We start from the raw sequence: 26,260 nt of genomic DNA, 5'->3' as shown, positions 1-26,260 counted from the left end.
GCTGGGCTGGGCTGGGCTGAAGAGCATCGGGGTCGGGCGGCGGAAGGGGCGCGACCCTCACGAAGAGCCGGCTGACATTCCCGGCCGTCCTATGTGACGGCATCCCGGTGAGGGTGGATCCTCCCTTGCGAACTAGTTTGATCTTGAAGGAGAGTGGATGTGGACCTTGCTCAGGCGGCGTTGTTGGTGGTCGCGGGATTGGCGGCGGGGACGGTCAACGCGATCGCCGGCGGTGGCTCGTTGATCACTTTTCCGGGGATGCTGGCGATCGGTCTGCCGTCGGTGGCGGCGAACGTCAGCAACGCTTTGTCGGTGGCGCCCGGCTATGCCTCCAGCGTCGTCGGCAGCCGGGCCGATCTGGTCGGGCAGGGGCGGCGGATCCTTCGGGTGCTGCCGACCGCGGTGATCGGCGCGCTGTGCGGGTGCGGGCTGCTGCTGCACACGCCGCGGAGGGTGTTCGACCTGGTGGTGCCGTTCCTGGTGATGGGTGCGGCGTTGACGCTGGCGTTCCAGGCCCGGCTGCGCGGGCTGGTCGGGCACCCTCAGGAGGTGTCGCCTCGGCGGGCGACGATCATGTTGCACCTCGCGGTGTTCCTCTGCGCCCTCTACGGCGGGTACTTCAACGCCGCGCTCGGCGTGCTGCTGGTGGCCGGGCTCGCCCTGGTGCTCGACGAGACCCTGGCCCGGGTCAGCGCCCTGAAGAACCTGCTCTCCGCGGTGATCGGACTGGTCACGCTCGCGGTCTACGGCATCTTCGGCCCGGTGAACTGGGCGGTCGTAGCGGTCGTAGCACCCGCCACGGTGGCCGGCGGCTACCTCGGCGCACGGGTGGCACGACGGCTGCCGGCCCGAGTCCTGCGCGCAGTGATCGTGACATTCGGCCTGACCGTCGGTGCCTACCTCCTGGTCCGAGCACTCCTCGCCGCCACCTGAACCGGCACGGACCGCCACGGCACGGCGCAGGCCACCGCGGCACCGGCGCAAGACGTCAGGACTCGGCAAGACCACCGCGGCTCGGCGCAAAAACCGCAGCTCGGCGCGGACCACCGCAGCTCGGCGCGGACCACCGCAGCTCGGCGCGGACCACCGCAGCTCGGCGCGGACCACCGGTGGTGGGTGGCGGGTCAGGGGTGGAAGCGGGTGGCCAGCTCGGCGGTCAGGGCCGGCCACGCTATCGGGTCGTGGCCTGGGATCACCGGGTAGCCGCGGCGAGCGGCGATCTCCTTCAGTCGGCGGATCGGGGGCACCGTCTGTTCCGCGGTCACGCCGATGAAGGCGCCGATCGCCCGCTCGTGGGTGATGTTCTCGGTCAGGTCGGCCGCGTCGCAGGCGAAAACGTAACCGCCGCCGCCGGCCGCCGGGTCCAGGTCGACCACGAAGCTCTGGTGGCCTGGGGTGTGGCCGGCGGTGAGCAGTGCCGTCACGCCGGGGGCGATCTCGACGTCGCCGTCGGCCTGGCGCCAGTCGATGCGTGGGTCGTCGTAGTCGATGCGGGCCATCGAGTGTGCTTCCGGCTCCGGGTGGTTGCTCAGCCCGTACGCAAGCTCGGTCCTTTGAATGTGAACCGGCACCCGGCCGGCGAAGTGCTTGAGACCGCCCGCGTGGTCGACGTGCAGGTGGCTGAGCGCGACCGCGGTCACGTCGGCGAGGTCGACGCCGACCGCGGCCAGGGCCTCTTCCAGGGGTTCGCCCGGTCCGGGCAGCTCCGGCTGGTAGTTCGGGCTGGGGTAGAAGCGGCGGCGCAGGGCCGGGTCGCGCAGCAGCGCGGTGTTGAAGCCGGTGTCGAGCAGCAGCCAGCCGTCGGCGGTCTCCAGCAGCAGGCCGGGCACGGGTTCGCGGACCCGTTCGGTGCGGGAGGCGCCGTGCACCGACACGGACTTGGGCAGGTCCTCCCAACCCAGGGTGAGTGCGATGATCCGCCGGACGCCCATGTCTTTCCCCATCTCAGATCTCGTCGTGGTGCAGGCGCCAGGGCGGCCCGGCGGTGGCCCGCTCGGTGCCGGGCCGGCGCAGTACCGCGATCAGCAGCAGTGTGGCGGCCGCGGCGTTGCCGCCCAGCGTCGTCCCGCCGTGGGCGTGCTCGGGTCGCAGCAGTGGATGGGCCAGGAGCATCACCGCGGCCATCAGGGCGGCCATCCGCCAGGCGTGCGGATCGGGCTTGTGCCATAGCCGCCCGGCACAGGGTAGGCAGAGCGCGGCCATGCCGGCCGCGAAGGCGGCGGGGATCAGGCTGCCGTGGGCGGCGGAGGTGTGGACCATGGCGAGGTGGGTGAGGACGCAGAGAACGGTGATCACCGAACCGAGCCGCCCCCACCAGCGGCCGCTGCCCACCACCCTCGCCACCCGCTTCCTATCGCCTGACAGAAATTAGAGCCGTGGCACATTTCAGCACCGTAACGGACGTCTTAATCTTCAAACGGGTGCAAACTGAACGAGCAGGCGTACGGGCCAGTCCGGCCGTCTGCACCGGGGGTCGAGCATGCACCAGCGGAACGAACTGCTGACCCGACCAGACCCCGTCCCGGCCGGCTCGGACGCTGTGCTCGCCCTGATGTCCGAGGCCTACGTCGCGGTCACCGTCGACGGCCGGATCGTGGAGTGGAACCCCGCGGCGGAGGCGACCTTCGGCTGGAGCCGGCGGCAGGCGTACGGGAGCGACATCGCCCAGCTGATCGTGCCCCACCGGCATCGGGCCGTCTACCGCGCCGGGTTGCGGCGGCTGGCCGACGGCGACCCGGGCAGGCTCCTCAAACGCCGGCTGCAACTGATCGCCACCCACCGGGACGGGCACGAGTTGCCGGTCGAGACCACGCTCACCATCACCGATCGGGTCGTCCACGCGCTCGCGCACGACATGTCCGCGACCCTGCGCGGCAGCCGGTTCACCATGGTCGAGGCGGCCGTCTCGCGCGGCCTGGCCGAGGCCCCGACCAGCAGCAACGCCGCCGCCCGGGTGGTCGAGGCGCTCGGCGTCCGGATGGGCTGGCCGGTCTCCGAGCTGTGGTTGATCGAGGAGCAGCGGCAGGTCCTGACGTGCGCGGCCCGGCACAACCGGGCCGGCCGCGACCTGTCCGACTTCGCCATTACCGAGCTGGAGCCGGGCGTCGGCATGCCCGGCGCGGTCTACCGGAACGGCCGGGTCCGCTGGATCTCCGACCTCGGCGCCGACCCGTCGCCACGCAGCCGGGCCGCCGCCCGGATCGGCCTGCGGGTCGCCGTCGGGGTGCCGATCCGCACCGGCTCGCAGGTGCTGGGCGCGCTCTGCGTCTACGGCGATCGGGCCGAGGAGCCCGAGGACATCCTGATCGGCCTGCTCTGCGGGCTGGCCGCCCACGTCGGGCAGTACCTTCAGCGGCGCCGCGCCGAGGAGCTGGCGATCGACCTGGCGCGCACCAAGGACGAGTTCCTCGCCCTGGTCACGCATGAGCTGCGCAATCCGCTCGCCGTCATCCTGGGAACGGTGGCCCAGTTCGACGAGGAGGATCTCGGCCCCGCCGAGCAGGCCCGGAACCTGCGCACCATCGGCAACTGCGCGGAACGGCTCAGCGTCATGGCCGACGACCTGCTCGACCTGGCCCGCCTCGAGTCCGGCAGCCTGACCATCCAGATGGCGCCGCTCGACCTGGCCGACCTGCTCACCGAGAGCATCGCGAACACCAAACCCACGACCGAGGCCAAGAATCTCACCGTACGGGCGGAGCTGCCGGCCCGGCTACCGGTGCGCGGCGACTCGGACCGGCTCCGGCAGGTGGCCGACAACCTGCTCAACAACGCGGTGAAATACACGCCCGTGGGCGGCACGGTCACGGTCAGCGCGGCTCCGGACCCGGCCGATCCGAGCTGGGTGACCTGGACGGTGGCGGACAACGGCATCGGCATCCCGGTCGAGGAGCGGCCCCGGCTGTTCCGCCGCTTCTACCGGGCGTCGACGGCGGTGGCGGCCCGGATCCCCGGCACCGGCCTGGGCCTGGTAATCACCCGAACCATCCTGGAACGGCACCGCGGCACGATCGCCGTCGCGGACACCACTGGCCCCGGCACGACCTTCGTGATCCGCCTCCCCCGAGAGCCGATGATCCTCAGCCGATAGTCGGTGATCATCGTTTCGGCCAAAACGGGCGTATGGTTCGGTCCACCAACCCGCTTCAGGGAGGTTCGATCATGTCCAAGGACTCGACGACCAAGGCGAACGTCAAGAAAAAGGGTAAGTCGATCAAGGAGAAGCAGACGGCGAAACGCCTGAAGCGCGACGAGAAGAACGGCCACTCCTCGAGCATCCCGCCCACCGGGCACTGAGCACCCGCCGGCCTGCGTCCGGCACTGCCGCCCTGGTGGCGATCAGTCCCGGTCGCGGAGCCGACTCTCCAGCAGCGCGGAAAGCTCCTGCGCAAGCGCACCCAGGCTCTCCCCGCGGTACACACCGGCCAGTTCGTCCAGCAGCCGGGCCGTGACGGCGGCCTGAGCCGCCGTCAGCGTCAGCGTTCGGGCTGTGAGCCGGTCACCCTCGACGAGCTGTTCCCGCAACCGTCCGGTGTAGTCATCGCGGTTGAGCGGGTTGCCGGACCGATCCCGCACGGTCGCGGTCGGCCGGGCCGGGATGTCGTCGGCGGCCGGGGCCTCGCTGAACCGGGCGTGTTCCGGGCAGTAGTCGGTCTGCCGGATCGGGTCGGACGTCCAACCGACAGCGTGATCACGAGCCCAGGACCGGGCGTCGGTGTCACTGCGCCACGCCTCGATGGCCGGCGGCTCCAGCTGGATCGGGCAACCCGCGACGTCACAACTGAGCACGACCCGCCGCAGCGTGCCTCCCCTGGACAAGTGGATGCTCACTACGGCCCGCTTCCAAGGTCATCTCGCCGTGCGACCCGAGTCATCCGTCGGCACGGACCGGTCATCGCACGGCGTCGATGCTACCGCCCGGCCTGCCGGAAATCGCTGCGGATTCAGCGCCGGCCCGCCCGGTCGTACAGGGTTCGGGCGGCCGCGCCCAGGCGGGTGGCGTAGGAGCGTTCCTCGGCGCCGCCGGCCAGGTCGCTGCCGGTGGTGGTGACGCCGACTACGGTGCCGCGACCGGTTGCCGGGTCGAACGCGGCGAAGTGCGGGCCGCCGCTCGCGCCGTGGGCCATCTCGCACGGCATGCCGTAGAGCAGCGGCGCCTGGGGACCGGACCGGACCGGGCCGGCGCAGTGCACCATCCGGGCGCCCAGCCACCGGGTTCCGGACTGCACGTGCGGGTAGCCGAACGCGTGGACGAACTCACCGGTCGCCGGTGCGCGGAACGCGATCCGCTGGGCGCCGACCGCATCGGCCAAGCGCCTGCCGTCGGCCCGCCGTGGGTTCACCGTGGCCACCGCGGCGTCGAAGCCGGCCACCGCCACGTCCGCGGAGTCGGTGCCGGTGTCCCACGGCGCGGAGGTGAACATCGTCCGGATGCTGAAGCCGCCGTACGGCTTGGTCCCGTTGCGGTAGCCCGGAACGAAGTAGACGTTGTGATTCCAGGTGTCCGGGTCGGCGGGATCGCCGGTGCCGCGGAAGCAGTGCGCGGCGGTCACGATCGTGCTCCGGTTGGCCGCCTCCACCGACGTCGCGCTGCAACTGCCGTCGTAGCCGTCGCTGAACGTGAAGAACAGCCGCCCGACGGTGGCGGCCACCTCGGTGCCGTGCGTCCAGACCGAGCCGGTGTCAGGCACCCGCGCGGGCAGCACGACGTGGTCGTCCGGCGTGTGGTCGTCCGGCGGGATCGGCGTGATCTCCGGGACCAGGGCGCCGGCCAGCCGCATCCGGTCCGGCGTCCAGTACACGTCGACGGCCTTGCGCTGCGCGGCCGTCACCGAGTCCTCCCGGGTCGTGACTCCACTCGGCGCGGGGCCCGCGGTCGCGGCGCCGGCCACCCCGGCGAGGGGTAGGGCGACCGCGACCACCAGCAGGAAACGAATTCTGATCATCTCGCCACGATGGACGATGGATGTAGGGATCCGGTCAGGATCCTGTTCTGACCCTGCTGGATCAGCGCCGACGCTTCCTGGTGCTGCCCGCCTGCCCGCCCATCTTCCGGATCAACGAATCTCGAATCTGTGCTGCCCGCTGAGTATTCGGGTGCGGAGCGCCGAGCAGTTCACGGAGGCCTTTCCATGCGTGATCAGCCAAACGACGAGCAGGCAGGATCCGGCCGAGATTCAAATGAACCACCGCGAGATTCAAGCAGGTCATCAACGTTTCCGGGTGGCCCTCACCTAGAACTCGCTGTCGTTGCTCCAATACCTTCTGCTGGAGCGTCAACGCCTCCTGATGCCGCCCCACCGATCCAAGGTTCGACGCGATGTTGTTCGCCGACGTCAGCGAGCTCGGATGATCCTCGCCCAAGAGTCGCCGTTGCTGCTCCCACACCTGTCGAAGGAGCGCCAAAGCCTCCTGATGCCGCCCCAGCGCTCCCAGCGACGTCGCGACATTGTTCGCCGACATCAGCGTTTCCGGATGTTCCTCACCCAACACTTGCCGGCGCTGCTCCCACACCTGCTGAATGAGCGCCAACGCCTCCTGATGCCGCCCCAGCGCTCCCAGCGACGTCGCGACATTGTTCGCCGAGGTCAGTGTGTACGGATGTTCCTCACCCAACAACCGCCGGCGCTGCTCCCACACCTGCTGAATGAGCGCCAACGCCTCCTCATGCCGCCCCGCGCCACCCAACGAAATCGCAACATTGCCCGCCGACATCAACGTATCCGGATGCTCCTCACCCAACACCCGCCGCTGCTGCTCCCACACCTGCTGAATGAGCGTCAATGCCTCCTGACGCCGCCCCAACTCACGCAACGACATCGCGACATTGCCGCCGGCCGTCAACGCCTCCGGATGGTCCTCACCCAACACCCGCCGCTGCTGCTCCCACACCTGCTGAATGAGTGCCAATGCCTCCTGATACCGCCCCAACTCACGCAATGAGGCCGCGACGTTACCTGCCGCCGTCAGCGTGTCCGGATGCTCCTCGCCCAACACCCGCCGGCGCCGCTTCCACACGTCGCGCTCAATCTCTTCTGCACGTGGGTGGTTGCCCAGGGCACCGAGGACAACGGCGAGGTCAGCAGCGCTACGGAGGGTGTCGGGATCGTCATGTCCCAGCGTGTTGATCTGCCGAGTCAGAGTGTCGTCGACCAACGGCCGCAGCCGGCTGAATTCGCCGAGGTCCCGGAGCGTCCACACCAGTTCGGTCGCCGCCCGCAGAGTGTCCCGGTGATCGGCTCCCAGACGCTGCTTCCATTCCTCGTGCAGGCTCTCGGCGAGTTGCTGGGCCGGCCTGGTGTCACCCCGGCTGATCAGGTAGACCACGGCATCACGCGCACACTCGCGCAAGACCGGATCATCGGTACCAGCCGGGCCCACCGCGAGCAGGTGCGGAAGCAAGCGCGCCCAAGCGGGCCAGTTCTCCGGGTTCTTCGGGCCACCCGGGTTCATGCTGCCGAGCACTGATTCCAGGTGCGCCAGAAGTTCGGCCGCCACGGATGGTTCCATCTCGCTGCGAACGACAGCCTGGGTCAGCCGGTGCACCGTCACCGTCCCTGACCCCAGCCGGGCGAGCCCGTACGCGCCGATTCGACCGATGGCCTCCTGCCGCGCCAGCCGTTTGCCGATCACGTCCCGCAGCGCGGTCAGCACCCGCGGAAAGGGATCGGTCGGCTGGGCGACCTCGACGATCAGGTCGACCGAGATCGGCTCGGGCGCCAGCAGAGCGCACAGCCGCAGGATCGCCACCGCCGCCGGGTCCGCCTCCGACAGCGCGGCCACGTTCAGTGTGATTGCCGCGGCCAGCGACTGCGGATAGTCGATCGGGCGGCCCAGCGCCAGCACGGCCTGGGTTTCCTCGACCAGCAACTGCTGATACTCGGTGACCGGCATGCCCGTCTCGGAGAGGTAGCCGACCGCCTGCGCCAACGCCAACGGCAGGTCACCCACGGCGTCGGCCAGCCGGTCGGCCTCGACGATCTCCAGGCCGGGCCGCTGCTCGACCAGGAACCGCACCGCCTCCTCGCGGGACAGGACGTCCAGCTCGAGCGCGTGGGCGATCTGGTGCCAGTTCCCGCGCCGCGAGGTGATCAGCACATGGCCGCCGCCACGGGGCAGCCACGGCAGGACATCTTCACTGTTGACCACGTTGTCGAAGATCAGCAGCCAGCGTCGCAGCCCGGCCAGATGGCCCAGCACCTTGCTCTTCGCGACCGCCGAGTCCGCGCCGGCATCGACGATGCCCAGCTCGACACCGAGCGCCGCGAACTGCTCACCGATCAGCCCGGCCTGTTCCGCGGACACCCACCACACCAGATCGTATTCGCCGGCGAAGCGGTGCGCGTACTCCAGCGCCAGCTGGGTCTTCCCGATCCCACCCATGCCGTGCACGGCCTGCACCGCGACCCGCCCATCCCCGGACAAACCGTCGTGCACCTGATTGAGCACGCTGTCGCGGCCGGTGAACGCCGGATTCCGCCGATCCACGTTCCACACCGCCGGCAGCGAGCCTGGCGGGCGCGGACCCGCATCGGCACTCGCGGCCGGGACCGGGCTGTCGGGATAGCGCGGAGCCGTCACCGGCGCGGGCGAATCCGGCAGCCCGCCGACCGAATCCAGCAGTAGCCGCACCGCCTTCTCCGGGGTCAGATCGAACAGGCTCGGCACGATGATCGGCGCCCAGATCCCGGTATGAAGATCGACATTGTCGATCCGTACCGGAATCAACCTCGCGTCCGGGTCCTTCCGCCGCTGCGCCCAGCGCGCCGTCCACTCGTCCGTCGTGAAACGACCCGGATCGAGGTACGCCGACGACAGCAGCAACAGCATCGGGTTCGAGCGGTCGAGCGCCTCATGCATCCGCTCGACGAAGTTGTCGCCGGCCTTCCAATCGACACAATCCAACTCGGTGGCGTAACCGGCGCGCTCCAGGTGCCAGCGCGCCCACTCCGCCCACGGCCGATCCACACCTGTATGCGAGATGAAAATCCGGGACGTATCGCTCACGGGGTACACCCTGCCCGGCCACCCACCCGGACAACCACCCCCGAACGGGCGATCGGACGATCCGCTCTCACCGCCGCTCACCTGAGGCAAAAGGGACGGGCAGGGAGGTTCGGTACTGCCGATCAGATGATCGGCCGAACCTGCCGACTGGAAAGGCGTGACACGACTGGCGGTAAGGCTGCGCGCTCGGCAGGCGCTGCTCCTTGCCGGCCTGGTCGCGGTGATCGCGGCGATCGCCACGTTCGGGGCCGCCGCGGCGCTGGCGGCCGGCCAGCGCGACAACGCCGAGCAGCAGCTGGCCCGGCGGAACGCGCTGGTGGTCGCGGCCGCGACGGCCGAGATCGGCCGGTACGTGGACACGGTCAGCGCCGTCGCCTCGGCGACCGGCGCGTTCGAGAACCTGACGGCGGCGAAGTTCGCCCAGGTCACGGCACCGCTGGCCGAGCGGCACCTGGCCGGGGTGACCTCGGTGGTCCTGGTGGTCCCGGCCACCGACGGGCAGGTCGCGGCCACCCAGGCGAAATGGCGCACCCGCGGTCTGCCCGAGCTGCGGCTCCGGCCCCACCGCGCGGTCCCGGAGCACCTGTTCACCGTGTTCGTCCGCTCGCTGGACAGTTCGACGGGCCGGCGGCAGGCCGGCATCGACGTCGGGCAGGCCCCGGCCCCCGCGCACGCGATGCAGGCCGCCCGTCGCAGCGGACAGGTGACCATCTCCGACGCCTACCAACTGATCATCGATCAGAGCCTGCCGCCGGCGCAGCGGCAGATGTCGTTCGTGCTGGCCGCTCCGGTCTATGCCATCAACGCGGTCACCGGCGTGCGGCGGCAGAGCGGCTGGATCCTGATGGGGTTGCGGGGACAGAAGTTCCTCGACGCCGCCCTGTCGCAGGTCTCGCAAGGCTTGCTCGACGTCACGCTGACCGCCGACGACGCGGCGGGGCGGCCGGTCACCGTCGCCGCCGTGCGCTCCGCGAACACCGGCCGCCGCGATCTGACCAGCAACGGCTCCATCACCGTCGCCGACCACCGGTGGCAACTGCACGTCGCCGCCCACGGGGCGGCGCTGCCCGGCGGCATCACCCGGCTGCCCGCGGTCGTCGCGGTCAGCGGCAGTCTGCTGGGGCTGCTGCTGGCCGGCCTGGTCTGGGTGCTGGCGACCGGCCGGGCTCGCGCCGAGGCGAAGGTGCGCACCGCGACCAGTGAACTGGTCGCCGCCGAGGGCGCCGCCCGGGAGCAGGCCGACCTGCTGGAAGCCGTCATGGACAGCATCAGCGACGGCGTCGTGGTCATCGACGAGCATCGCAGACTGCTGGTTTACAACCCGGCGGCGCAGGCCCTGATCGACCTCGAGCAACACCCCGCCGATCACAACTGGGCCGGCCGGATCGGCTTCTACGAGGCCGATGGCGTCACCCCGTTCCGCACCGCCGACCTGCCGCTGATCCGGGCGCTCGACGGCGAGCACACCGAGCAGGACGAGATGGTGGTGCGCACCGCGACCCGGCCGGACCCGATGACGGTCAGCGTGTCCGCCCGGCCGCTGCACCGGGCGAACAGCCGGGTGGGGGCGGTGGCGGTGTTCCACGACGTCACCGCGCGCAAGGCGGTCGAGGCGGAGCTGGCCGCGACGATCAGCGACCTGCGCGAACGGGAGGCCGATCTGCGCGGCTTCGCCGCGGTCGCCGCCCACGACCTGCGTGCTCCGCTGTCGGTCGTCGCCGGGTACGCCGAGCTGCTGAACGAGGGTCTCGCCGACGGCGACGACGTGGCCACGCTGCGGCCCACCGCGGCCCGGATCATCAGCGGTGTCGACCGGATGCGCCGGCTGATCGACGACCTGCTCGCCTACGCCACCGCCCGCGACGGCAACCTCAACCTCGAACCCGTAGCCCTCCGCAGCCTGGTCGACGAGGTCGTCAACGACCGCACCATGCATCTGCGGATCCCCGGCCACCCGCAGCCGCCCCGGCCGGACATCACGACCGCGGCGTTGCCACTGGTGCTGGCCGACCGGGCCATGGTGCGGCAACTGCTGGACAACCTGATCGGCAACGCCCTCAAATACACGCACCCGGGCCAGCTCCCGCACGTCGTCATCTCCGCTCATCCGCAACCGGACGGCCGGGTCCGGATCGATGTCGCGGACCGGGGTATCGGCATTCCCGCCGAGGACCAGCCTCGCGTGTTCACGTCCTTCCACCGAGCCGCGCAACATGCCGGCGGATATCCCGGCACCGGCCTGGGCCTGGCCATCTGCCACCGCGTCGTGGAGCGGCACGGCGGTTGGATCGTGGCCACCGACAACCCCGGCGGCGGCACCCTGATCTCGTTCACCCTGCCGGTCATGGGCACCGCGCCGGTGACCACCCGCCGGGTCCTGCCCACCCCGGCCACCGCTCCCGCCGCCGACTGAGGCGGCTGCGACGATCCGGCCCTTCCGGACCGGGTGCCGCGGACATAGGTTCGGGTGGTGACTCCGGGAAGCGCCGGGGAAGGACTCCGGCTCGCTGCGGCAGTCGCCGACGTCTACGGCGACCTGCGGCTGGAGGCTGTCCTGCGGCGGGTCCTACGACACTCCGCGTGGCTCACCGACTCGGCCGCGGGGAGCATCTCGCTGATCGACGCGGCGGCCGGGCACTACACGAGGCGGCCGAGCACGGGGCTCTCTGCCGGCTGGGCGACCGGTTCCCGCTCGACGAGGGCGCCACCGGGCGGGCGTTCGGCAGCCGGCGGCCGGTGGTCATCCCGGAGTACGGGCAGCTGCGGGCCGGGCACCTGGCCGGCAGTGATCCGGTCCGGCGTCGGTCGGCCGCGGCGGTGCCGATCTGGTGGCGGGGCGACGTGATCGCGGTCAGCGTGACCTTCGCGCCCCGGGCCGGCTTCTTCTCCACCCGGGACCTGGACGAGCTCGAGGCGCTCACGCAGACCGCGGCGGCCGCGATCGTCCGGACCGGCGCCGACCTCCGGTCCCCGATGCCGGTGCCCGCGACGCCGTTCACCGGCCGGGAGAGGGACGTGCTCGAGCTGCTCCGTCAGGGCCTGACCTACCGCGAGATCGCCAACCGGCTGACGCTGTCGCCGAAGACCGTCGAGAAGCACGTCGGCGCGATCATGCGCAAGACCGGCGCGTCCAACCGCACCGCCGCGGTCGTGATCGCGCTGGACAACGGCTGGCTCACCGCCGGCCTGGGGGATTCACCCCATACCGCGATCGGGTGACGCGTGGCTTGACTGGGCGCATGCCCGTCGTGCCGATGAAAGAGATCCTGGACCGCGCCCTCGCCGAACGCTACGGGGTGGCCGCATTCAACGTGGTCAACGATCTGAGCATCGAGGCCGTCCTGGCCGCGGCGGTCGAGGAACGCGCACCGGTGATCCTGCAGACCTCGGTCAAGACCGTCAAGCAGTACGGCCGCGGCCCGCTGCACGACATCTTCCGGGCCCTGGCGCGCGGTGTCGACGTGCCGGTCACCCTGCACCTCGACCACTGCCCGGACCGCGCGGTCATCACCGACTGCCTGGCCGGCGGCTGGAACTCGGTCCTGTTCGACGCGCACGAGCTGGACGTCGCCGAGAACCTGCGGCAGACCACCGAGGTGGTGGCCGAGGCGCGCCGGACCGGGGCCCACGTCGAGGGCGAGATCGAGGGGATCCAGGGCGTCGAGGACGACGTCGGCTCGGACGAGGCGTCCCGGATCCAGAGCCTCGAGGTGGCCGTCGACTTCATCAAGAACACCGGCGTCGACTGCTTCGCCCCGGCGATCGGCAACGCGCACGGCCAGTACAAACAGGCACCGACCCTGGACGCGCAGCGGGTCAGCGATCTGGTCGCGGCCACCGGCGTGCCGATGGCCCTGCACGGCGGGACGGGCCTGTCCGACGAGCAGTTCACCGATCTCATCGCCCGCGGCTGCGCCAAGGTCAACATCTCCACGGCGCTCAAGGAAAGCTTCATGAAGTCCGGTCTGGAGGCCCTGCAGGACGCGGCCGAGCGGAACCGGTGGGACCCGCCGACGCTGTTCCGGCACCAGCGGGCCGCCGTGACCGAGATGGCGAAGCGGCACATCCGGCTGTTCGGCGGTTCGGGGCGGGCCTGGTGACCGCGCTGATCTTCGACTGCGACGGCGTGCTCGCCGACACCGAGCGGCATGGTCACCTGCCCGCCTTCAACGCGACCTTCGAGCAGTTCGGGCTTCCGGTGCGCTGGAGCGAGCGGGAGTACGGCGAGAAACTCAAGATCGGCGGCGGTAAGGAGCGGATGGCGTCGCTCCTGCCGGATCTCGATGCTGACGACCGTACCCAAACGCTTCTGACCTGGCACAAAGCCAAAACCGCGATCTTCAAGCGGATGGTCGCCGAAGGTCGCGTCCCGCCGCGGCCGGGCATCGCCCGGATCGTCGGCGCGGCACTCGGCGCGGGATGGACGGTCGCGGTCGCGTCCACCTCGGCGGAGGAATCGGTACGCGCCGTGCTGGAGAGTGCGGTCGGCACCGCCACCGCCGCGAAGATCCCGGTCTTCGCCGGCGACGTGGTGCCGGCCAAGAAGCCCGACCCGGCGATCTACCGGCTGACCGTCGAGCGTCTCGGCCTGCGGCCGGCCGAGACGCTGGTGGTCGAGGACTCTCGCAACGGGCTGCTGGCCGCGACCGGGGCCGGGCTGCGCTGCCTGGTGACGGTCAGCGGATACACCCGCGACGAGGACTTCGCCGAGGCCGCGCTGGTCGTCTCGGACCTGGGCGATCCCGGCCGGGCGCCGATCGAGGTGCTGGCGAACCGGAGCGCGGCGCGACCGGGCGACTATCTGACGCTCGACGACCTGCGCGCCTGTCTGGAGGCATCGCGATGAGCACCGAGATGACCGAGAACGTGGTCCGGACGATCGCCGAGACCGCGATCGAGAACGAGAAGTACTTCGGCGACCTCGACTCGGTCGTCGGCGACGGCGACTTCGGTTACTCGCTGGCCCGCGGGTTCGAGAAGCTGCTGGAGGGCTGGGCCGACCTCGACCGCGGCGATCCCGGGACCTTCCTGAAGCGTACGGGCATGGTGATCGCCTCCCGGATCGGCGGCACGTCCGGGCCGCTCTGGGGCACCGCCTTCATCCGCGCCGGCACCGCCGCGGGCGACGCCGATCTCACCGGTGACCGGGTCGTGGCGATGCTGCGCGCGGCCATCGAGGGGATCAAGGCACGCGGCCAGTCCGACGTCGGCGACAAGACGCTGCTGGACGCGCTGGTGCCGATGACCGACCGGCTGGCCGCCTCGCTCGATCGGGGCCTGGCACCGCACGAGGCGATCGAGGCCGCCGCGACCGCCGCCCGGGAGGCGGCCGAGGCAACCGTCGACATGGTCGCCAAGCGGGGACGCGCGGCCTACACCGGCGAGCGCAGCCGCGGCTCGGTGGACGCCGGCGCCATGGCGGTGGCGGTCATCGCCGAACGGATCAGCGAAACGTGGAAACCAGGAGGAGCGCCGTGAAGAAGTTCGTCAACGATCCGAAGAACTACGTCGCCGAGATGCTGGAGGGCGTCGCCCTCGCCAACGCGGGCGCCCTCCGGTACGTCCCCGCCTACAACCTGATCATGCGATCCGATGCACCGTACGCCGACAAGGTGTCCATCGTGCAGGGCTCCGGCTCGGGTCACGAGCCGGCCCACGTGATGGCCGTGGGGCGAGGCATGCTGGACGCGGCCTGCCCCGGCGACGTGTTCGCGGCCCCGCCGATGGACTACGTCTACGAGACCGCGAAACTGCTCAACTCGCCGAAGGGTGTGCTGCTGCTGGTGAACAACTACACCGGCGACCGGATGGCTTTCGACATGGGTAAGGAGATGGCCGAGGCCGACGGCGTCCGCTGCGAGATTCTCACCATCAACGACGACGTGGCCGTGCAGGACTCCCTCTACACGGTCGGCCGCCGCGGCGTGGCCGGGAACTTCTTCGTGATCAAGGCGGTCGGTGCGGCCGCCGAGCAGGGCGCCGACCTGGACGAGCTGCTCCGGATCGGCCGGAAGGTCAACGACGTCACCCGCACCATGGGCGTGGCGCTCACCGCGTGCACCCCGCCGGCCAAGGGCTCGCCGCTGTTCGAGCTCGGCGCCGACGAGATGGAGTTCGGCGTCGGGATCCACGGCGAACCCGGCCGCGAACGCCGGAAACTGAAGGCGGCCGACGAGATCGTGGACGACCTGCTCGACGCGGTGGTCCCGGACCTGCCGTACGAGTCGGCCGACCGGGTCGCCCTGATGATCAACGGCCTGGGCGGCACCCCGGTCAGCGAGCTCTACATCCTCTACCGCCGCGCCCATCAGCGGCTGGCCGAGCGCGGCATCGAGGTCGGCCGCAGCTACGTGAACGAGTACTGCACGTCGCTCGACATGGCCGGCGCCTCGCTCACCCTGGTGCGCCTGGACGACGAGATCGAAACCCTGCTGGCGGCCCCCGCGGAGGCCGCCATCCGAGTGTTCTGATCAGTCGGACAGGTGACGCAGGAAGGTGTCGGTCACGCCGTTGGTGTCGCCCGGCACCAGATCGGTGGCCGCCGAGGCGAAGGCGACCGATCGGCCGTCACCGGTGATGACTCCGGCGTAGCTGACGTCGGCGGCCTGTGCGCCGCCGGCCGTCAGGCTCACCCGGACGGTCGTGCCCAGGCGCAGGTCGCGCCGGAACACGTCGGAGACGCCGTTGGTGTCGCCCGCGACCAGGTTCGTGGCGTCCGACGTGAAGGTCACGTAGCGGCCGTCGGCGCTGATCGCCGGCCCGGCCGAGGGTCCGCCGGCGACCACGATGGTGTTGCCGGACCGCCGGTCGTGCACGAGGACCTTGCCTTCGGACGTGAACGTCACGTACCGGCCATCGGCGCTGATCGCCGGCCCGGCTGCGGTTTGGCCGGCGACCACAACCGTGCCGCCGGACCGCCGGTCGTACACGAGGACCTTGCCCCCGGACGTGTACGTCACGTACCGGCCGTCCGCACTGATCGCCGGCGCGTCGGCGGGTCCGCCGGCGCTGACCCTGACGGTGGTGCCGGCCCGCCGGTCCCGCAGGAAGACATCCGCGACGCCGTCGGTGTCGCCCGGCACCACATCGGTGGCGTCCGAGACGAAGGCTACGTAGCGGGCGTCGGCGCTGATGGCCGGCGCGTAGCTGCGGGCGTTGGCCTGGGTGCCGCCGCTGGTCAGCGTCACCCGGCTGGTGGTGCCGGTGCGGAGATCCCGGACGAAGCCGTCGTACGCGCCGTTGGTGTCCCCCGGCACCAGGTCGGTGGCGTCGGAGGTGAACGACACGTACCGGCCGTCCGGGCTCATCGCCTGGCCGTAGCTGGAACTGTTGCCCGGCACACCGGCACCGGACCGGCTGACCAGCGTGGTGGTGCCGGCCCGGCGGTCGCGCACCAGCACGTCCCAGGTCTCGTTGGTGTCCCCCGGCACCAGGTTCGGCGCGGCCGAGGTGAAGGCGACGTACCGGCCGTCGGTACTCGCCGCGAACGGCTCGCTGCGGTATTCGGCGGCCTGGCCACCGTTGCTGTCCAGACTGATCCGGCTGGTCCCGGCCGGCGCGGCGGCGGCCGGCGCGGCTCCGACGGCAAGGCTGCCGAGGAGGGCTGCACCGATGGCTGTTTTCGCGAGTTGAGTTGTCATACCCGGTTGGTCACGGGCCACAGCCGGGTTTGTTCGCCACTGTCCGGCAGCCGACAGTCGAAGTGCGTCAACAACTATCCGGCACCAGGACCACCTTGCCGGCGGCCCGGTTGTTCTCCATGTGCCGGTGGGCCTCGGCGAGGTCGTCCAGCCCGACGACCCGGTCGATGTTCGGCCGGTAGACGCCGGCCTCGACCTGGCGGACGACCCGCTGCAGCACGGCCGCGCCCGCACTGCCCCTGGCGTCGTCGCTGTGGAAGGCCGTGAGCCGGGCGCCCGAGGGGATCATCGCGATCGGTTCGAAGTCCCGCACCAGCCATCCGCTGAGAGAGCCGGCCACGCAGACGGTCCCGCCCCGGCCGACCAGGCGCAGGGAGTCGACGACCGTCCTCGCCCCGACGAGGTCCAGGACGTGGCTCGGCCCGGCGGCCCACGGCGATCCGTCGTCGTCTCCCTCGACGATCACGTGGTCGACGCCGGCCGCGGTCAAGGCGCCCGCCTTCTCCGGCCGGCGGGTCGTCGCCGCGACCTCGACGCCGTGGCCGTGGGCGATCGTCGCGGCGGCCAGGCCCACCGACGATGTGCCGCCCCGGATCAGCAACCGCTCCCCCGGCCGGACCCCGAGCGCGTCGAGGGCGCCCTGCGCGGTCAGGTACGTCTCCGGCAGCGCGGCCAGCACCTCCCACGGCAGCGTGCTGGTCACCGGCATGAGCAGGTCGTTCGGCAGCAACGCGTACTCGGCGTAGCCGCCGTCGAACGCCCGGCCCATCTCCCCCATCACCGCCGCGACGGTCGTACCCGCCGGTTTCGACGGATCGGTCGAGGCCGCCACGACACCCACACATTCGATCCCCAGCACGCGGGGGAAACGCACGCCCGGAGAATGCCCCTGCCGGGTGCGCAACTCCGACCGGTTGAGACCGGCCCCCATCACCCGCACCAGGCTCCAGCCCGCACGCACCGCCGGCACCGGCAGCTTCCGGACCTCCAGGACTTCCGGGCCGCCGGGCCGGGCACAGACCACCGCTCGCATCGTCGTCGTCATGGCCTGAACTGTCGCCACCGGCCCGGACGGCCGCCCACCGTTAAAATGCCAAGCCATGCCCGTAGCGCGCCAATCCCGGATCTGGCCGTCCGGCGGCGTGCACCGGTGGCCGTCCGGCGGGACCAGTCAGGCTCATTCCCATCCGCGCGGGCATCTGGTGTACGCGGCGGGCGGCGTCCTGTCCGTCCACACCGAGCAGGGCACCTCGGTCGTCCCGGCCAACCGGGTCGCCTGGATCCCCGCCCACTCCACCCACCATCACCGCGCGCACGGCGACACCGACATGCGGATCGTCTTCCTGCCGCCGTCACTCGCCCGGCGGGCCCCCGCCCACCCGGCCGTGTTCCTCGCCTCCGGGCTGGTCCGGGAGATCCTGCTCGCCCTCACCGGCCCGCGGCAGTACGACCAGGGTGCCCGCGCCCGGCTGCACCGGGTGCTGGTCGACGAGCTCCGCGAAGCCCCCGAACAGCCCACGCAGCTGCCGACGCCACGCGACGACCGGCTGCGGGCGGTAGCCCGGATCCTGGACGGCAACCCGGCCGACAGCCGCCCGCTGGCCGAGCTCGGCCGGCAGGTCGGTGCCGGTGCGCGTACCCTCAGCCGCCTTTTTCATGACGAGCTCGGCATGACCTTCTACGAATGGCGGACCCAGCTGCGCGTCTGCCACGCCCTGGTCCTGCTGGCCGAGGGCCACGACACCACCCACGTGGCCCACGCCTGTGGATGGGCCAACCCGAGCGGCTTCATCGCCGCTTTCACCACGATCATCGGGACCACTCCGGGCCGCCACTCGAAAGTGTCGCCCGGAACGTCGCCCGGACGTCCTCCACGAAAGCGGCCGGCTGCTCCCAGGCGGTGAAGTGGCCGCCCTCGGCGAGTTCGGTGAAGCGCACCAGGTTCGGGTAGCGACGCTCGGTCCAGCGCCGTGACTTCCGGACGTGCTCGGCCGGCGACATGCACAGGCCGGCGGGCAGCTTGACGGGGTGCTCCAGGGTCGCGGGCGAGGACCACTTGGCCTGGGCCATCTCCCAGTACATCCGGGCCGCGGAGGTTCCGGTGTTGGGCAGCCAGTAGAGCATGATGTCGTCGAGCATCTCGTCGACGGCGAACGAACCCTCCGCGTTGCCGGGAGTTCCCCCGGTGTCCTGGAACATCGCGTAGATCCACGCCGCCAGACCGACGGGCGAGTCGGCGAGCGAGTAGCCGATCGTCTGCGGGCGGGTGGACTGCTCCTTGGCGTACCCGGAGAGGTCGGTCCAGAAGTAGTCGGCGCTGTCCAGCATCTTCTGCTCGTCCGCGGTCGCCTCGGCGCGCTCCTCCGGCGTCGGGGCGAACATCGCGAAGGTGAGATGGATGCCCTTCAGCCCCGCGGGTTCGCGGGCCGCCATCTCGTCGGTCACGCCGGCACCGAGGTCACCGCCCTCGGCGAAGTACTCGTCGTAGCCGAGCCGGTCCATCAGCGTGATCCACGCCTCGGCGGTCCGGCCGAGGTCCCAGCCCGGCATCGACGGACGTTCCGAGAATCCGAAACCGGGCAGCGTCGGCAGGACGAGATGGAAGGCGTCCGCCGGGTCGCCGCCGTGCGCGGCCGGGTCGGTCAGGGGACCGATGACGTGCCGGAACTCGAGGACGGAACCGGGCCAGCCGTGCGTCATGATCAGCGGCCGGGCCGCGGCTTCCGGCGAGCGGACGTGCAGGAACGAGATGTCCAGCCCGTCGATCATCGTCGTGTACTGGCCCCAGCCGTTCAGCAGCGCCTCGGCCCGGCGCCAGTCGTAGCCGCCGCGCCAGCGGTCGACGAGCGCCATCATCTTCGCCAGCGACGGTCCCTGGCTCACGTCGGTGACGGTCTCCCGGTCGGGCCAGCGCACCCGGTCGAGGCGCTCGCGCAGGTCGGCGAGGTCTCGCTCGGGGATGGACAGCGGAAACGGTCGCACCTCTTCGTCGCTCATGTTCTGTACGGTATCGTACAGAACATGGTTTCCAGCAAGCGCGGACAAGCCCGTACGGATGCCATCCTCGATGCCGCGATGGAGCTCGTGCAGGAAATCGGCTACGGCCGGGTCACCATCGACGCCGTGGCCGCACGCGCCCAGGCGTCGAAGATGACCATCTACCAGAAGTGGCCCGGCAAAGCCGACCTGATCGCCGCGGCACTACGCCGGCAGTCGGAGTCCGCCCGGCCACTGCCGGCCGACACCGGCAGCCTGCGATCCGACCTGCTGGCCAGCGTCGACGGCATCATCCGATCGCTGAGCGGCGAACGGGGACCGTCCCTGATCACCCTCACCGAGGCGATGCGGGCCGACCCGGCCCTGCGCGACCTGATCCGCGAGCAGATCACCGACCGCTGCGCCGCCGACGGAACCGCCATCTGCCGGCGCGCGGCCGACCGCGCGGAGATCGCGGCCACCGACCTCGGCCCGGCCGCCCTGCTCCTGACGGTGTCACACCTGTTCACCGCCATGCTGCTGAACGCCCACCCACCGGCGGCCGACGAGCGCGCCGAGTTCGTGGACTCCGTCCTGCTGCCGATGCTCGGCGCCTAGAACGCGAAATGCTCGGCGTCCCCGGTGAGGGCGATCAGACGCTCCTCCCCGACCGGCGGGATCGTGTACTGCCGCTCCCGGATCGTGGCGAGCAGTTCCGGCGGCAGCGTGACGTGGTGGCGGCGGACGTAGTAGGACAGGTCCTGGCGCCAGAGCCACTCGCCGTCGGTGAGGATCGACGACCCGCTGAGGATCTCCTGCTCCGGGTCGAGCACGTCGCGCTGGACGTCCATCATGTCGATCAGCAGGTAACCGTTGTCGAGGTACTGCGTCACCAGGCCGGCGTCCTCGAGCGGTTCCGCCCCGACGTGGTCGGCGATGCTCTGCGGCGGCTCCGGGTGACGGGTCTGGCCGAGTTCGACGAACATTCCGGCGGTCCGCACGGTCAGCTCCCTGCAATCCGGGGCCAGAAGGTGACCCATTTACCTTCGGGGAGTTTGGGGTTGTTGGCGATCTTGGGAACGTACTTGCCATCACCGTATAGGGGCACACCGACCGCCTGCGTCGGGGCGGTCACCGGCACGCCGAGCGAGTCGGCCACCTGCTGACCGGCCGGCACCAGGTCCGGTAGCGCCGGGTCGGCGTCCACCCGGCCGGTGTGGCAGGAGACCAGGCGCACCGGCTGCCCGGGAACGTAGTTCGGGTTGTCCCGCACGGCCTGGGCGATCTGCTCGGGGTTCGTGTAGTTGTGCGGGTACTTGCCGCCGTCCTCGCCGACCACCCCGGGCCGGAACGTGCCGTTGGGTTCGCCGTGCACGACCACGTCGTGGACGCCGGGCTCGGGCTGGACGTGATCGAAGTTCCGCATCGTGCTGCTGTCGTACCCGACGGCGGTGGAGTTCGGCCCGTGATAGACCGGGTCGCCGGTGGGCAGGTAGCCGTCCGGCGGGCGAGTCGGTGTCTGCGGGCGGTCGCCGGGGTTCTTCCAGTCCGACCGCTTGCCCATGTCGGCGAGATCGCCCTTGCCGCCCTTGCGCAGCGCCCGGATCGCCTCGCCGAGCTCCTTCATCGCCTGGGAGAGCTTCTTCATGCTGGCGACGAGCTGCTTGAGCCAGCGGCCGATCTTCGCGGCCCACGACGCGCAGAGCGTGGCCACCTGCTCGACGACGAGCGGGCTGGCGATGCCGAGGGTGGCGAGCACCTCGAGGGCGTACGAGATCAATCGGGACACCACGGTGGCGATCGCGTCGCGCACCATCACCCGCACCGTGCCGACCAGCATGCCGGCGCCCTCGGTGATCAGCGCCATCGTCTCCGACGCCCGGCTGAGCGACTGCAGGTCCGTGACCCGACGGGCGGCGTAGCCCCGGTACGCGTCGGCGGCGGCGCCCTGCCAGTCGGCCGTGTCCCAGTTGACCGACCGGGACAGCGCGTCGGCCTCACCGGCCAGCCGGCCCGCGATGTTCGTCCAGGTCTGGGCCTGGGCCGTGATCGAGTTCGGGTCGCCGGCCAGCCAGTCCAGCGCCTCGGACAGCGGCTTGACGTGCTCGATGATCCACGCGACGCCGTACTGCAGCAGCGCGCCGACCGGGTCGGACACGAACGCCAGCGCGTCCAGCGCACCACCGGCCACGCCGAGCGCGCCGTCCACCCACGATCCGCTCTGCACGGCGGCGTAGACCTGCTGGATGTCCTCGACGGGGGCGATGCCGGTGAAGGCACCGGGCCCGGCGGTGGAGGGTGCGGCCACCAACGGGTTGGTCACGGCCGACGCCCGCTGCGGGTGATGGCGTCAGCGCTGTTCAGGTCGGTGGTGTCGTAGTGTTCGGCGGTTGCGCGCAGCTTCTCCGCGGTGTCCCGCAGGTCGTCGGCGCTGTCCGTGATGCCCTGGATCAGGGTGTCCTGCAACACCCCCAGCAAAGGCGGAAGAAAACTACAGATCTTCCCGTACGCGTCACCGCCGGCCCGCACGGAATGACCGGCATCGCCGGCCTCCTTGACACCGTCCCCGATCGCGCCGACGGTGCGCGAGTGCGCGGCCAGGTCCTGCGTGATGACGGAGAACTGGTCGCTCACGCCGGCCCGTCCTCGGTCCGGTAGCCCCGGAGAACAGCGGCCACCGCCTCCTGCCCGGCCTGCCCCTCGTCGATGGTGCGATTCGCGTCGTCCCCGCTGATCCCGTCGAACACCCAGCCCCCCATCGAAGTCGATCGTCGAGCATAGTGGCCCCGTTCCACACGGAGTTCACTGACGACCACTTGGCAGGAGGAGTGGGAACACCACCCGCTACGCCGTGCGCGATCCGGATGGAACTCCGGGCCATGGAACGGCGGAGTTCCAGATTCGTTCGAAGGCCGCGCAGTAAAGATCAAATAATAGACCGCCGTCGATCTTCTGAAGTCGTATTGCCGGGTTCAGGCTGGACGGGCTTCCGTAGACGTGCGGATTGACGACGAGTTGCTCGTCGTACCGGAAAAGGCTGTTGTAAAGAGTGGTGCTGTGCAGCCGGATTTCGGCGCCGTCCACCTCCAGGAGATCGCGGTACTGCAGCAGACTGGCCTGGATCTGCGAGGGCAGCGTGCCGGCCAGGCCCTCCTCGGCGTCACGCACCGCGACCGCCGTGCTCGCCGGGTCGCCGAAGCAGAGCCGCACCTGGACGCCGTCGCGGGCCCGCTCGGCGAGTTCCTCGCAGATGCGCGGCTGAACCTGGGCGAAGAAGCTGCCGGCGAAGACCAGAACGTCCACATTGCTCTGTGCCTCGCCGAGAAGTCGCAGCCAGGTCTCGCGCGGCACGCTCGCACGATCCGAGTAGAGCTCGATCAACTCGGCCCGCCCGGCCGCCCGGCCGCGGACGCCCCGGGCCAGGATGCTCGGCCACAGGTAGGTCTCGTCGGCGTCCAGCAGCTTGGCGGCGGTCCACCTGTTCTGCCGATGCGGCACCCGGCCGTGTGACAGCCAGCGTTCGACGCTCTTGGTGTCGATGCCGCACTTCTCGGCCAGCTCCTCGGCACTGACGCCGCGTTGAAGCATGAGCGACCGTAGTTGTTCGTTCGGCAGGGGTTTGTTCACCCGGTAACGGTGCCGGTACCTATGGGCACTTTTCAAGCATTTTCTCAGGACATTTTCGATCCTCGATACGTCTTCAAAAGGTCCTTCTACGCGGGTGAAACGTCCCTGGCGTACGGGTTGACTTGCGGGCGATTCGGCAATGGATCTCCACGGGCGATTGTCAATAATCACGCCGCCAGGCCGAATGCTTAATTCATGCTCGAGAGGAATGGACCATGTCGACGGTCGTCCGGGATCCCGGAACCCCGTACGTGTTCAGCAACGACCGGCCGACGGCCCGGCAGCTGCTCGACGCGCTCGGACAGATGCACGACCCGTTCACGATCCGCCGGCTGACCGAGGCCGGTGTGGCGCCGGGCTCCCGCTGGCTGGAGATCGGCGCCGGGGCCGGCACGATCGCGGGCTGGCTGGCCGACCAGGTCGGCCCGGACGGTGAGGTGATTGCCACCGACGTTCGCCCCCAGCACATCCGGGAGCACGCCGGCGTCACCGTCATCCAGCACAACATCGTGAGCGACCCGCTGCCGGACGGACAGTTCGACGGCATCCACGCCCGCGCGGTCCTGCAGCACCTGCCCGAGCGGCTCGACGTACTGGCCCGGCTGGCCGGCGCTCTCAAACCGGGCGGCGTGCTGGTCATCGAGGAGATGGAGGCCGGCTGGTCGAGGTCGGTGCTGGCCACTCCGGACGACCGGCTGCACGAGATCACCGCCCACTACGAGACCGCCCTCCAGCAGGTCCTGCGTACGGCGGGCAACGATCCCACCTGGTGCCGGGGCCTGTTCACCGCGATGGAGAAGCTCGGCCTCGAAGAGGTCGACACGCAGAGTTGGCAGGGGGCCTGGCGCGGCGGCACCGGAGCGGCCCTGCTCGCCTCGGCCGGATCGACCGAGCAACGCGAGCGCCTGCTCGCCGCCGGGATGACCGCCGACGAACTGGACCTGCTGGCCACCCTGGGGATGGATCCGCGGGTGGTGCTGCGCGGCATCCTGCTGCTCTCGACCGTGGGCCGGAGGCCGGCATGAGAAACCTTCGGCGATTCGCGGCCGCGGCCCTCGCGTCGGCACTGTTGCTGACGGCCGGGTGCGACAGCGGCAAGGACGAAACCCCGGCCGCGGAGACCGACGCGCTGACGCCGGTCACCTATCTGACCGGCGCCGGCGTGCAGGGTCGCGAGGCGTTCATCTACATCGCCCAGGAGAAGGGGTTCTTCCGCGAGGAAGGCCTGGACGTGAAGGTGCAGCCGGGTAACGGCACCGAGCAGAACCTCAAGCTGCTGCAGTCCGGCCAGGCCGACTACGCGATGGTCGACATCACGGCGGCGCTGATCGCGTACGGCCAGAAGAAGTTCACCGACTTCACCGTCATCAACGCCGTCCAGCAACTGAACCTGTCCTGCATCATGGCGATCAGCGACAAGGGCATCGCCTCGCCCAAGGACCTGGCCGGCAAGACCATCGCCTACATTCCCGGCGGCGTGGTCTACAGCCTGTTCGGGGCGTACGCCCGGCTCGCCGGGGTGGACAGCACGAAGATCAAGTGGGTGGTGATGAACCCCCAGCAGATGCCGCAGAACCTCGCGGCCGGCAGCATCGACGCGGCCACCCAGTTCGTGGTCGGCAAGCCCGCGGTCGAGGCCGCCGCCAAGGGCAAGACCGCGGTGGTCATGCCGTTCAGCAACTACCTCACCGATCTGTACGGCAACGGGCTGGCGGTAACGAAGAAGCGGATCGCCGAGAACCCGAAGCAGGCGCAGGCGTTCAACAAGGCCGTACTGCGCGGCGTCGACTACGCCATGGCCAACCCCGACGAGGCCGGCAACATCTACGCCAAGTATCAGAAACTGCAACCCGCGCCGGTCGCGGCCGCGGAGAACAAACTGATGAAGCCGTACGTGCAGGGCGGCGCGAACGGGGCACCGGTCGGCAGCCTCGACCGGGACCGGGTGGCGCGCAACATCGCCATCATCCAGAGTGCCGGCCTGATCCCGACCGGTCTGACCCCGGACGACGTGATCACCTACCAGATTCCTTCCTGAGGGCCGTGGGGTCTCCGTCCGCGTCCGATGCGGAGGGAGACCCCACGGCCGGTCCCGCGAAAGGCAGCCCGCCATCACCATCCTCACCCGGATAGCGTTGCCGGTCATCGGCACCGCGGTGCTGGTCGCCGCGTGGTGGGCGGCCATCGTGGTGCTGGACGTCGAGTCCTATCTGGCGCCGACCCCGCCGCAGGTCCTGGCCGCCCTCGGCGACATGTCCGGCTACCTGGCGAGCAACGCCGTCACCACGCTGCTGGAAGTGGTGCAGGGCTACCTGATCGCGGTCGGTCTGGGCCTGAGCGTCGGCGCCCTGCTGGCCGCGTCCGGAACGCTCGAGCGGGCGTTCATGCCGAGCATCGTCGCAGTCAACGCCATCCCCAAGCTGGCCTTCGCGCCGCTGCTGCTGGTCTGGATGGGCTTCGGCCAGGGCCCCAAAATCGTCATGGTGGTCCTGCTCTGCACGTTCCCCATCCTGCTGGCCGGCGTGACCGGCCTGACCCGAGCCCCGGCCGAGATGATCGAGTACGCCCGCTCGCTGTCCGCGAACCGCTGGCAGATCATGATGCGCTTCCGCCTGCCGTCCGCCCTCCCCCAGATCTTCGTGGGCCTCAAGACCGCCATGCCACTGGCGGTAATCGGCGCGCTGGTGGGTGAGCTCTCCGGCGCCACCGCCGGCCTCGGCTACGTCATCGCGAACTCCGGCGCCGACACGGCAACGGCCTTCGCCGCGATCACCCTGCTGGCCGCGATCAGCGTCGGCCTGTTCTACCTGCTGGCCCTGACCGAACGCCTGCTTCTCCCCTGGGCGCGAGCCATCACCGACTAGACCTTTTGAGGTCCGGGTCGCAAGAATCAAAACCACTTTCCGGTACGGGCGACACCGTCACCAACCGCACCATCACCCGACCGCCGCCACCGCGCAAGCACCGTGCCACACCAGCACGTGCCGCGACTCTCGCGCAACGACCCACGC

General features: G+C 70.4%; 27 protein-coding genes. 14 read left to right on the top strand and 13 right to left on the bottom strand.

What is annotated here, in order from left to right:
- The first annotated feature begins 159 nt into the window (after positions 1–159).
- Positions 160–933, top strand: a complete 774-nt coding sequence (locus tag Ato02nite_RS42555) for a sulfite exporter TauE/SafE family protein (RefSeq protein WP_213012402.1) — start codon at positions 160–162, stop codon at positions 931–933.
- Positions 934–1,124: 191 nt separating this feature from the next.
- Here the strand turns inward: Ato02nite_RS42555 and Ato02nite_RS42550 are convergent, their stop codons facing one another.
- Together Ato02nite_RS42550 and Ato02nite_RS42545 are read right to left on the bottom strand one after the other, a co-directional pair.
- Positions 1,125–1,943 carry an N-acyl homoserine lactonase family protein gene (locus Ato02nite_RS42550; protein WP_213012401.1) on the bottom strand — a complete coding sequence of 273 codons (819 nt, stop codon included), beginning with the start codon at positions 1,941–1,943 and terminating at the stop codon, positions 1,125–1,127.
- A gap of 1 nt (position 1,944) precedes the next feature.
- On the bottom strand, positions 1,945–2,343 hold the full coding sequence (locus Ato02nite_RS42545; RefSeq protein WP_213012400.1) for a hypothetical protein: 399 nt from the start codon (positions 2,341–2,343) through the stop codon (positions 1,945–1,947).
- 136 nt (positions 2,344–2,479) lie between these two features.
- Between Ato02nite_RS42545 and Ato02nite_RS42540 the strand changes: the two genes are divergently transcribed.
- On the top strand, positions 2,480–4,090 hold the full coding sequence (locus tag Ato02nite_RS42540; protein ID WP_213012399.1) for a sensor histidine kinase: 1,611 nt from the start codon (positions 2,480–2,482) through the stop codon (positions 4,088–4,090).
- A gap of 71 nt (positions 4,091–4,161) precedes the next feature.
- On the top strand, positions 4,162–4,296 hold the full coding sequence (locus Ato02nite_RS52740; protein WP_281419895.1) for a hypothetical protein: 135 nt from the start codon (positions 4,162–4,164) through the stop codon (positions 4,294–4,296).
- Positions 4,297–4,338: 42 nt separating this feature from the next.
- Here the strand turns inward: Ato02nite_RS52740 and Ato02nite_RS42535 are convergent, their stop codons facing one another.
- The 3 genes from Ato02nite_RS42535 to fxsT all read right to left on the bottom strand — a co-directional run bounded on the left by Ato02nite_RS42535 (position 4,339) and on the right by fxsT (position 9,006).
- A complete protein-coding gene (locus tag Ato02nite_RS42535; RefSeq protein WP_213012398.1) occupies positions 4,339–4,830 on the bottom strand; it encodes a hypothetical protein in 492 nt (163 codons plus the stop codon).
- A 113-nt stretch (positions 4,831–4,943) separates the two neighbouring features.
- Positions 4,944–5,945, bottom strand: coding sequence for a trypsin-like serine peptidase (locus Ato02nite_RS42530; protein WP_213012397.1), 1,002 nt, complete (start codon positions 5,943–5,945; stop codon positions 4,944–4,946).
- Positions 5,946–6,006: 61 nt separating this feature from the next.
- Positions 6,007–9,006 carry an FxSxx-COOH system tetratricopeptide repeat protein gene (fxsT, locus tag Ato02nite_RS42525; protein ID WP_213012396.1) on the bottom strand — a complete coding sequence of 1,000 codons (3,000 nt, stop codon included), beginning with the start codon at positions 9,004–9,006 and terminating at the stop codon, positions 6,007–6,009.
- Between the two features lie 157 nt (positions 9,007–9,163).
- Here fxsT and Ato02nite_RS42520 point away from each other — a divergent pair, with 157 nt between their 5' ends.
- The 6 genes from Ato02nite_RS42520 (at position 9,164) to dhaK (ending at position 15,476) form a co-directional block, all read left to right on the top strand.
- Complete coding sequence (locus Ato02nite_RS42520; RefSeq protein WP_213012395.1) at positions 9,164–11,419, top strand: ATP-binding protein; 2,256 nt, start codon at positions 9,164–9,166, stop codon at positions 11,417–11,419.
- A gap of 167 nt (positions 11,420–11,586) precedes the next feature.
- Positions 11,587–12,225, top strand: coding sequence for a helix-turn-helix transcriptional regulator (locus Ato02nite_RS42515; RefSeq protein ID WP_213012394.1), 639 nt, complete (start codon positions 11,587–11,589; stop codon positions 12,223–12,225).
- A gap of 20 nt (positions 12,226–12,245) precedes the next feature.
- Complete coding sequence (locus Ato02nite_RS42510) at positions 12,246–13,106, top strand: class II fructose-bisphosphate aldolase (RefSeq protein WP_213012393.1); 861 nt, start codon at positions 12,246–12,248, stop codon at positions 13,104–13,106.
- Positions 13,103–13,852 carry an HAD-IA family hydrolase gene (locus Ato02nite_RS42505; RefSeq protein WP_213012392.1) on the top strand — a complete coding sequence of 250 codons (750 nt, stop codon included), beginning with the start codon at positions 13,103–13,105 and terminating at the stop codon, positions 13,850–13,852. The genes Ato02nite_RS42510 and Ato02nite_RS42505 overlap by 4 nt, the downstream gene beginning before the upstream one ends.
- A complete protein-coding gene (gene dhaL / locus Ato02nite_RS42500) occupies positions 13,849–14,484 on the top strand; it encodes a dihydroxyacetone kinase subunit DhaL (protein ID WP_213012391.1) in 636 nt (211 codons plus the stop codon). The genes Ato02nite_RS42505 and dhaL overlap by 4 nt, the downstream gene beginning before the upstream one ends.
- Positions 14,481–15,476: a dihydroxyacetone kinase subunit DhaK gene (dhaK, locus tag Ato02nite_RS42495; protein ID WP_213012390.1), complete on the top strand. Its 996-nt coding sequence runs from the start codon at positions 14,481–14,483 to the stop codon at positions 15,474–15,476. Before dhaL ends, dhaK begins: the two co-directional genes overlap by 4 nt.
- On the opposite strand, the gene Ato02nite_RS42490 is transcribed toward dhaK, so the two are convergent.
- Together Ato02nite_RS42490 and Ato02nite_RS42485 are read right to left on the bottom strand one after the other, a co-directional pair.
- A complete protein-coding gene (locus tag Ato02nite_RS42490) occupies positions 15,477–16,646 on the bottom strand; it encodes a TolB-like translocation protein (RefSeq protein WP_213012389.1) in 1,170 nt (389 codons plus the stop codon). It lies immediately after the preceding gene.
- A 67-nt stretch (positions 16,647–16,713) separates the two neighbouring features.
- Positions 16,714–17,691 carry a zinc-binding dehydrogenase gene (locus tag Ato02nite_RS42485; RefSeq protein WP_213012388.1) on the bottom strand — a complete coding sequence of 326 codons (978 nt, stop codon included), beginning with the start codon at positions 17,689–17,691 and terminating at the stop codon, positions 16,714–16,716.
- A gap of 55 nt (positions 17,692–17,746) precedes the next feature.
- On the opposite strand from Ato02nite_RS42485, the gene Ato02nite_RS42480 reads away from it, so the two are divergent.
- Positions 17,747–18,550 (top strand): AraC family transcriptional regulator, encoded by an 804-nt coding sequence (locus Ato02nite_RS42480; protein ID WP_213012387.1) that lies wholly within the window; start codon positions 17,747–17,749, stop codon positions 18,548–18,550.
- On the opposite strand, the gene Ato02nite_RS42475 is transcribed toward Ato02nite_RS42480, so the two are convergent.
- On the bottom strand, positions 18,456–19,643 hold the full coding sequence (locus Ato02nite_RS42475) for an epoxide hydrolase family protein (protein ID WP_213012386.1): 1,188 nt from the start codon (positions 19,641–19,643) through the stop codon (positions 18,456–18,458). The genes Ato02nite_RS42480 and Ato02nite_RS42475 overlap by 95 nt on opposite strands.
- A gap of 24 nt (positions 19,644–19,667) precedes the next feature.
- On the opposite strand from Ato02nite_RS42475, the gene Ato02nite_RS42470 reads away from it, so the two are divergent.
- Positions 19,668–20,240, top strand: coding sequence for a TetR/AcrR family transcriptional regulator (locus tag Ato02nite_RS42470; RefSeq protein ID WP_213012385.1), 573 nt, complete (start codon positions 19,668–19,670; stop codon positions 20,238–20,240).
- On the opposite strand, the gene Ato02nite_RS42465 is transcribed toward Ato02nite_RS42470, so the two are convergent.
- From Ato02nite_RS42465 to Ato02nite_RS42450, 5 genes are all read right to left on the bottom strand, one after another.
- Positions 20,237–20,623, bottom strand: a complete 387-nt coding sequence (locus Ato02nite_RS42465; protein ID WP_213012384.1) for a hypothetical protein — start codon at positions 20,621–20,623, stop codon at positions 20,237–20,239. The genes Ato02nite_RS42470 and Ato02nite_RS42465 overlap by 4 nt on opposite strands.
- A 2-nt stretch (positions 20,624–20,625) precedes the next feature.
- Complete coding sequence (locus tag Ato02nite_RS42460; protein WP_213012383.1) at positions 20,626–21,945, bottom strand: WXG100 family type VII secretion target; 1,320 nt, start codon at positions 21,943–21,945, stop codon at positions 20,626–20,628.
- A complete protein-coding gene (locus Ato02nite_RS42455) occupies positions 21,942–22,256 on the bottom strand; it encodes a type VII secretion target (RefSeq protein WP_213012382.1) in 315 nt (104 codons plus the stop codon). Before Ato02nite_RS42455 ends, Ato02nite_RS42460 begins: the two co-directional genes overlap by 4 nt.
- Positions 22,253–22,381 carry a hypothetical protein gene (locus tag Ato02nite_RS52735; RefSeq protein ID WP_281419894.1) on the bottom strand — a complete coding sequence of 43 codons (129 nt, stop codon included), beginning with the start codon at positions 22,379–22,381 and terminating at the stop codon, positions 22,253–22,255. The genes Ato02nite_RS42455 and Ato02nite_RS52735 overlap by 4 nt, the downstream gene beginning before the upstream one ends.
- 85 nt (positions 22,382–22,466) lie before the next feature.
- On the bottom strand, positions 22,467–23,249 hold the full coding sequence (locus Ato02nite_RS42450) for a DUF5919 domain-containing protein (RefSeq protein WP_246608048.1): 783 nt from the start codon (positions 23,247–23,249) through the stop codon (positions 22,467–22,469).
- Between the two features lie 215 nt (positions 23,250–23,464).
- Between Ato02nite_RS42450 and Ato02nite_RS42445 the strand changes: the two genes are divergently transcribed.
- The 3 genes from Ato02nite_RS42445 to Ato02nite_RS42435 all read left to right on the top strand — a co-directional run bounded on the left by Ato02nite_RS42445 (position 23,465) and on the right by Ato02nite_RS42435 (position 26,113).
- Positions 23,465–24,274: a class I SAM-dependent methyltransferase gene (locus Ato02nite_RS42445; protein WP_213012381.1), complete on the top strand. Its 810-nt coding sequence runs from the start codon at positions 23,465–23,467 to the stop codon at positions 24,272–24,274.
- The gene (locus Ato02nite_RS42440) at positions 24,271–25,287 is read left to right on the top strand and encodes an ABC transporter substrate-binding protein (RefSeq protein ID WP_213012380.1); all 1,017 of its coding nucleotides are present in this window, start codon (positions 24,271–24,273) and stop codon (positions 25,285–25,287) included. Before Ato02nite_RS42445 ends, Ato02nite_RS42440 begins: the two co-directional genes overlap by 4 nt.
- A gap of 97 nt (positions 25,288–25,384) precedes the next feature.
- Entirely contained in the window at positions 25,385–26,113 is a 729-nt protein-coding gene (locus Ato02nite_RS42435) for an ABC transporter permease (protein ID WP_246608047.1), read from the top strand.
- Positions 26,114–26,260 lie beyond the last annotated feature (147 nt).

It is taken from the genome of Paractinoplanes toevensis, from assembly GCF_018332695.1.
Classification (GTDB): Bacteria; Actinomycetota; Actinomycetes; order Mycobacteriales; family Micromonosporaceae; genus Actinoplanes; species Actinoplanes toevensis.
Note: the sequence above shows the minus strand (reverse complement) of the source record. Positions and strands in the feature narration are given on the sequence as shown.

Bases quoted from the DNA above. Each gene is read 5' to 3' on its own strand.
- Ato02nite_RS42530 (WP_213012397.1), bottom strand. From the start codon at position 5,945: ATGATCAGAATTCGTTTCCTGCTGGTGGTCGCGGTCGCCCTACCCCTC.
- Ato02nite_RS42550 (WP_213012401.1), bottom strand. From the start codon at position 1,943: ATGGGGAAAGACATGGGCGTCCGGCGGATCATCGCACTCACCCTGGGT.
- Ato02nite_RS42445 (WP_213012381.1), top strand. From the start codon at position 23,465: ATGTCGACGGTCGTCCGGGATCCCGGAACCCCGTACGTGTTCAGCAAC.
- Ato02nite_RS42485 (WP_213012388.1), bottom strand. From the start codon at position 17,691: ATGACGACGACGATGCGAGCGGTGGTCTGTGCCCGGCCCGGCGGCCCG.
- Ato02nite_RS52740 (WP_281419895.1), top strand. From the start codon at position 4,162: ATGTCCAAGGACTCGACGACCAAGGCGAACGTCAAGAAAAAGGGTAAG.
- Ato02nite_RS42490 (WP_213012389.1), bottom strand. From the start codon at position 16,646: ATGACAACTCAACTCGCGAAAACAGCCATCGGTGCAGCCCTCCTCGGC.
- Ato02nite_RS42470 (WP_213012385.1), top strand. From the start codon at position 19,668: ATGGTTTCCAGCAAGCGCGGACAAGCCCGTACGGATGCCATCCTCGAT.
- Ato02nite_RS42480 (WP_213012387.1), top strand. From the start codon at position 17,747: ATGCCCGTAGCGCGCCAATCCCGGATCTGGCCGTCCGGCGGCGTGCAC.
- Ato02nite_RS42510 (WP_213012393.1), top strand. From the start codon at position 12,246: ATGCCCGTCGTGCCGATGAAAGAGATCCTGGACCGCGCCCTCGCCGAA.
- Ato02nite_RS52735 (WP_281419894.1), bottom strand. From the start codon at position 22,381: ATGGGGGGCTGGGTGTTCGACGGGATCAGCGGGGACGACGCGAATCGC.
- Ato02nite_RS42440 (WP_213012380.1), top strand. From the start codon at position 24,271: ATGAGAAACCTTCGGCGATTCGCGGCCGCGGCCCTCGCGTCGGCACTG.
- Ato02nite_RS42475 (WP_213012386.1), bottom strand. From the start codon at position 19,643: ATGAGCGACGAAGAGGTGCGACCGTTTCCGCTGTCCATCCCCGAGCGA.
- Ato02nite_RS42540 (WP_213012399.1), top strand. From the start codon at position 2,480: ATGCACCAGCGGAACGAACTGCTGACCCGACCAGACCCCGTCCCGGCC.
- dhaL (WP_213012391.1), top strand. From the start codon at position 13,849: ATGAGCACCGAGATGACCGAGAACGTGGTCCGGACGATCGCCGAGACC.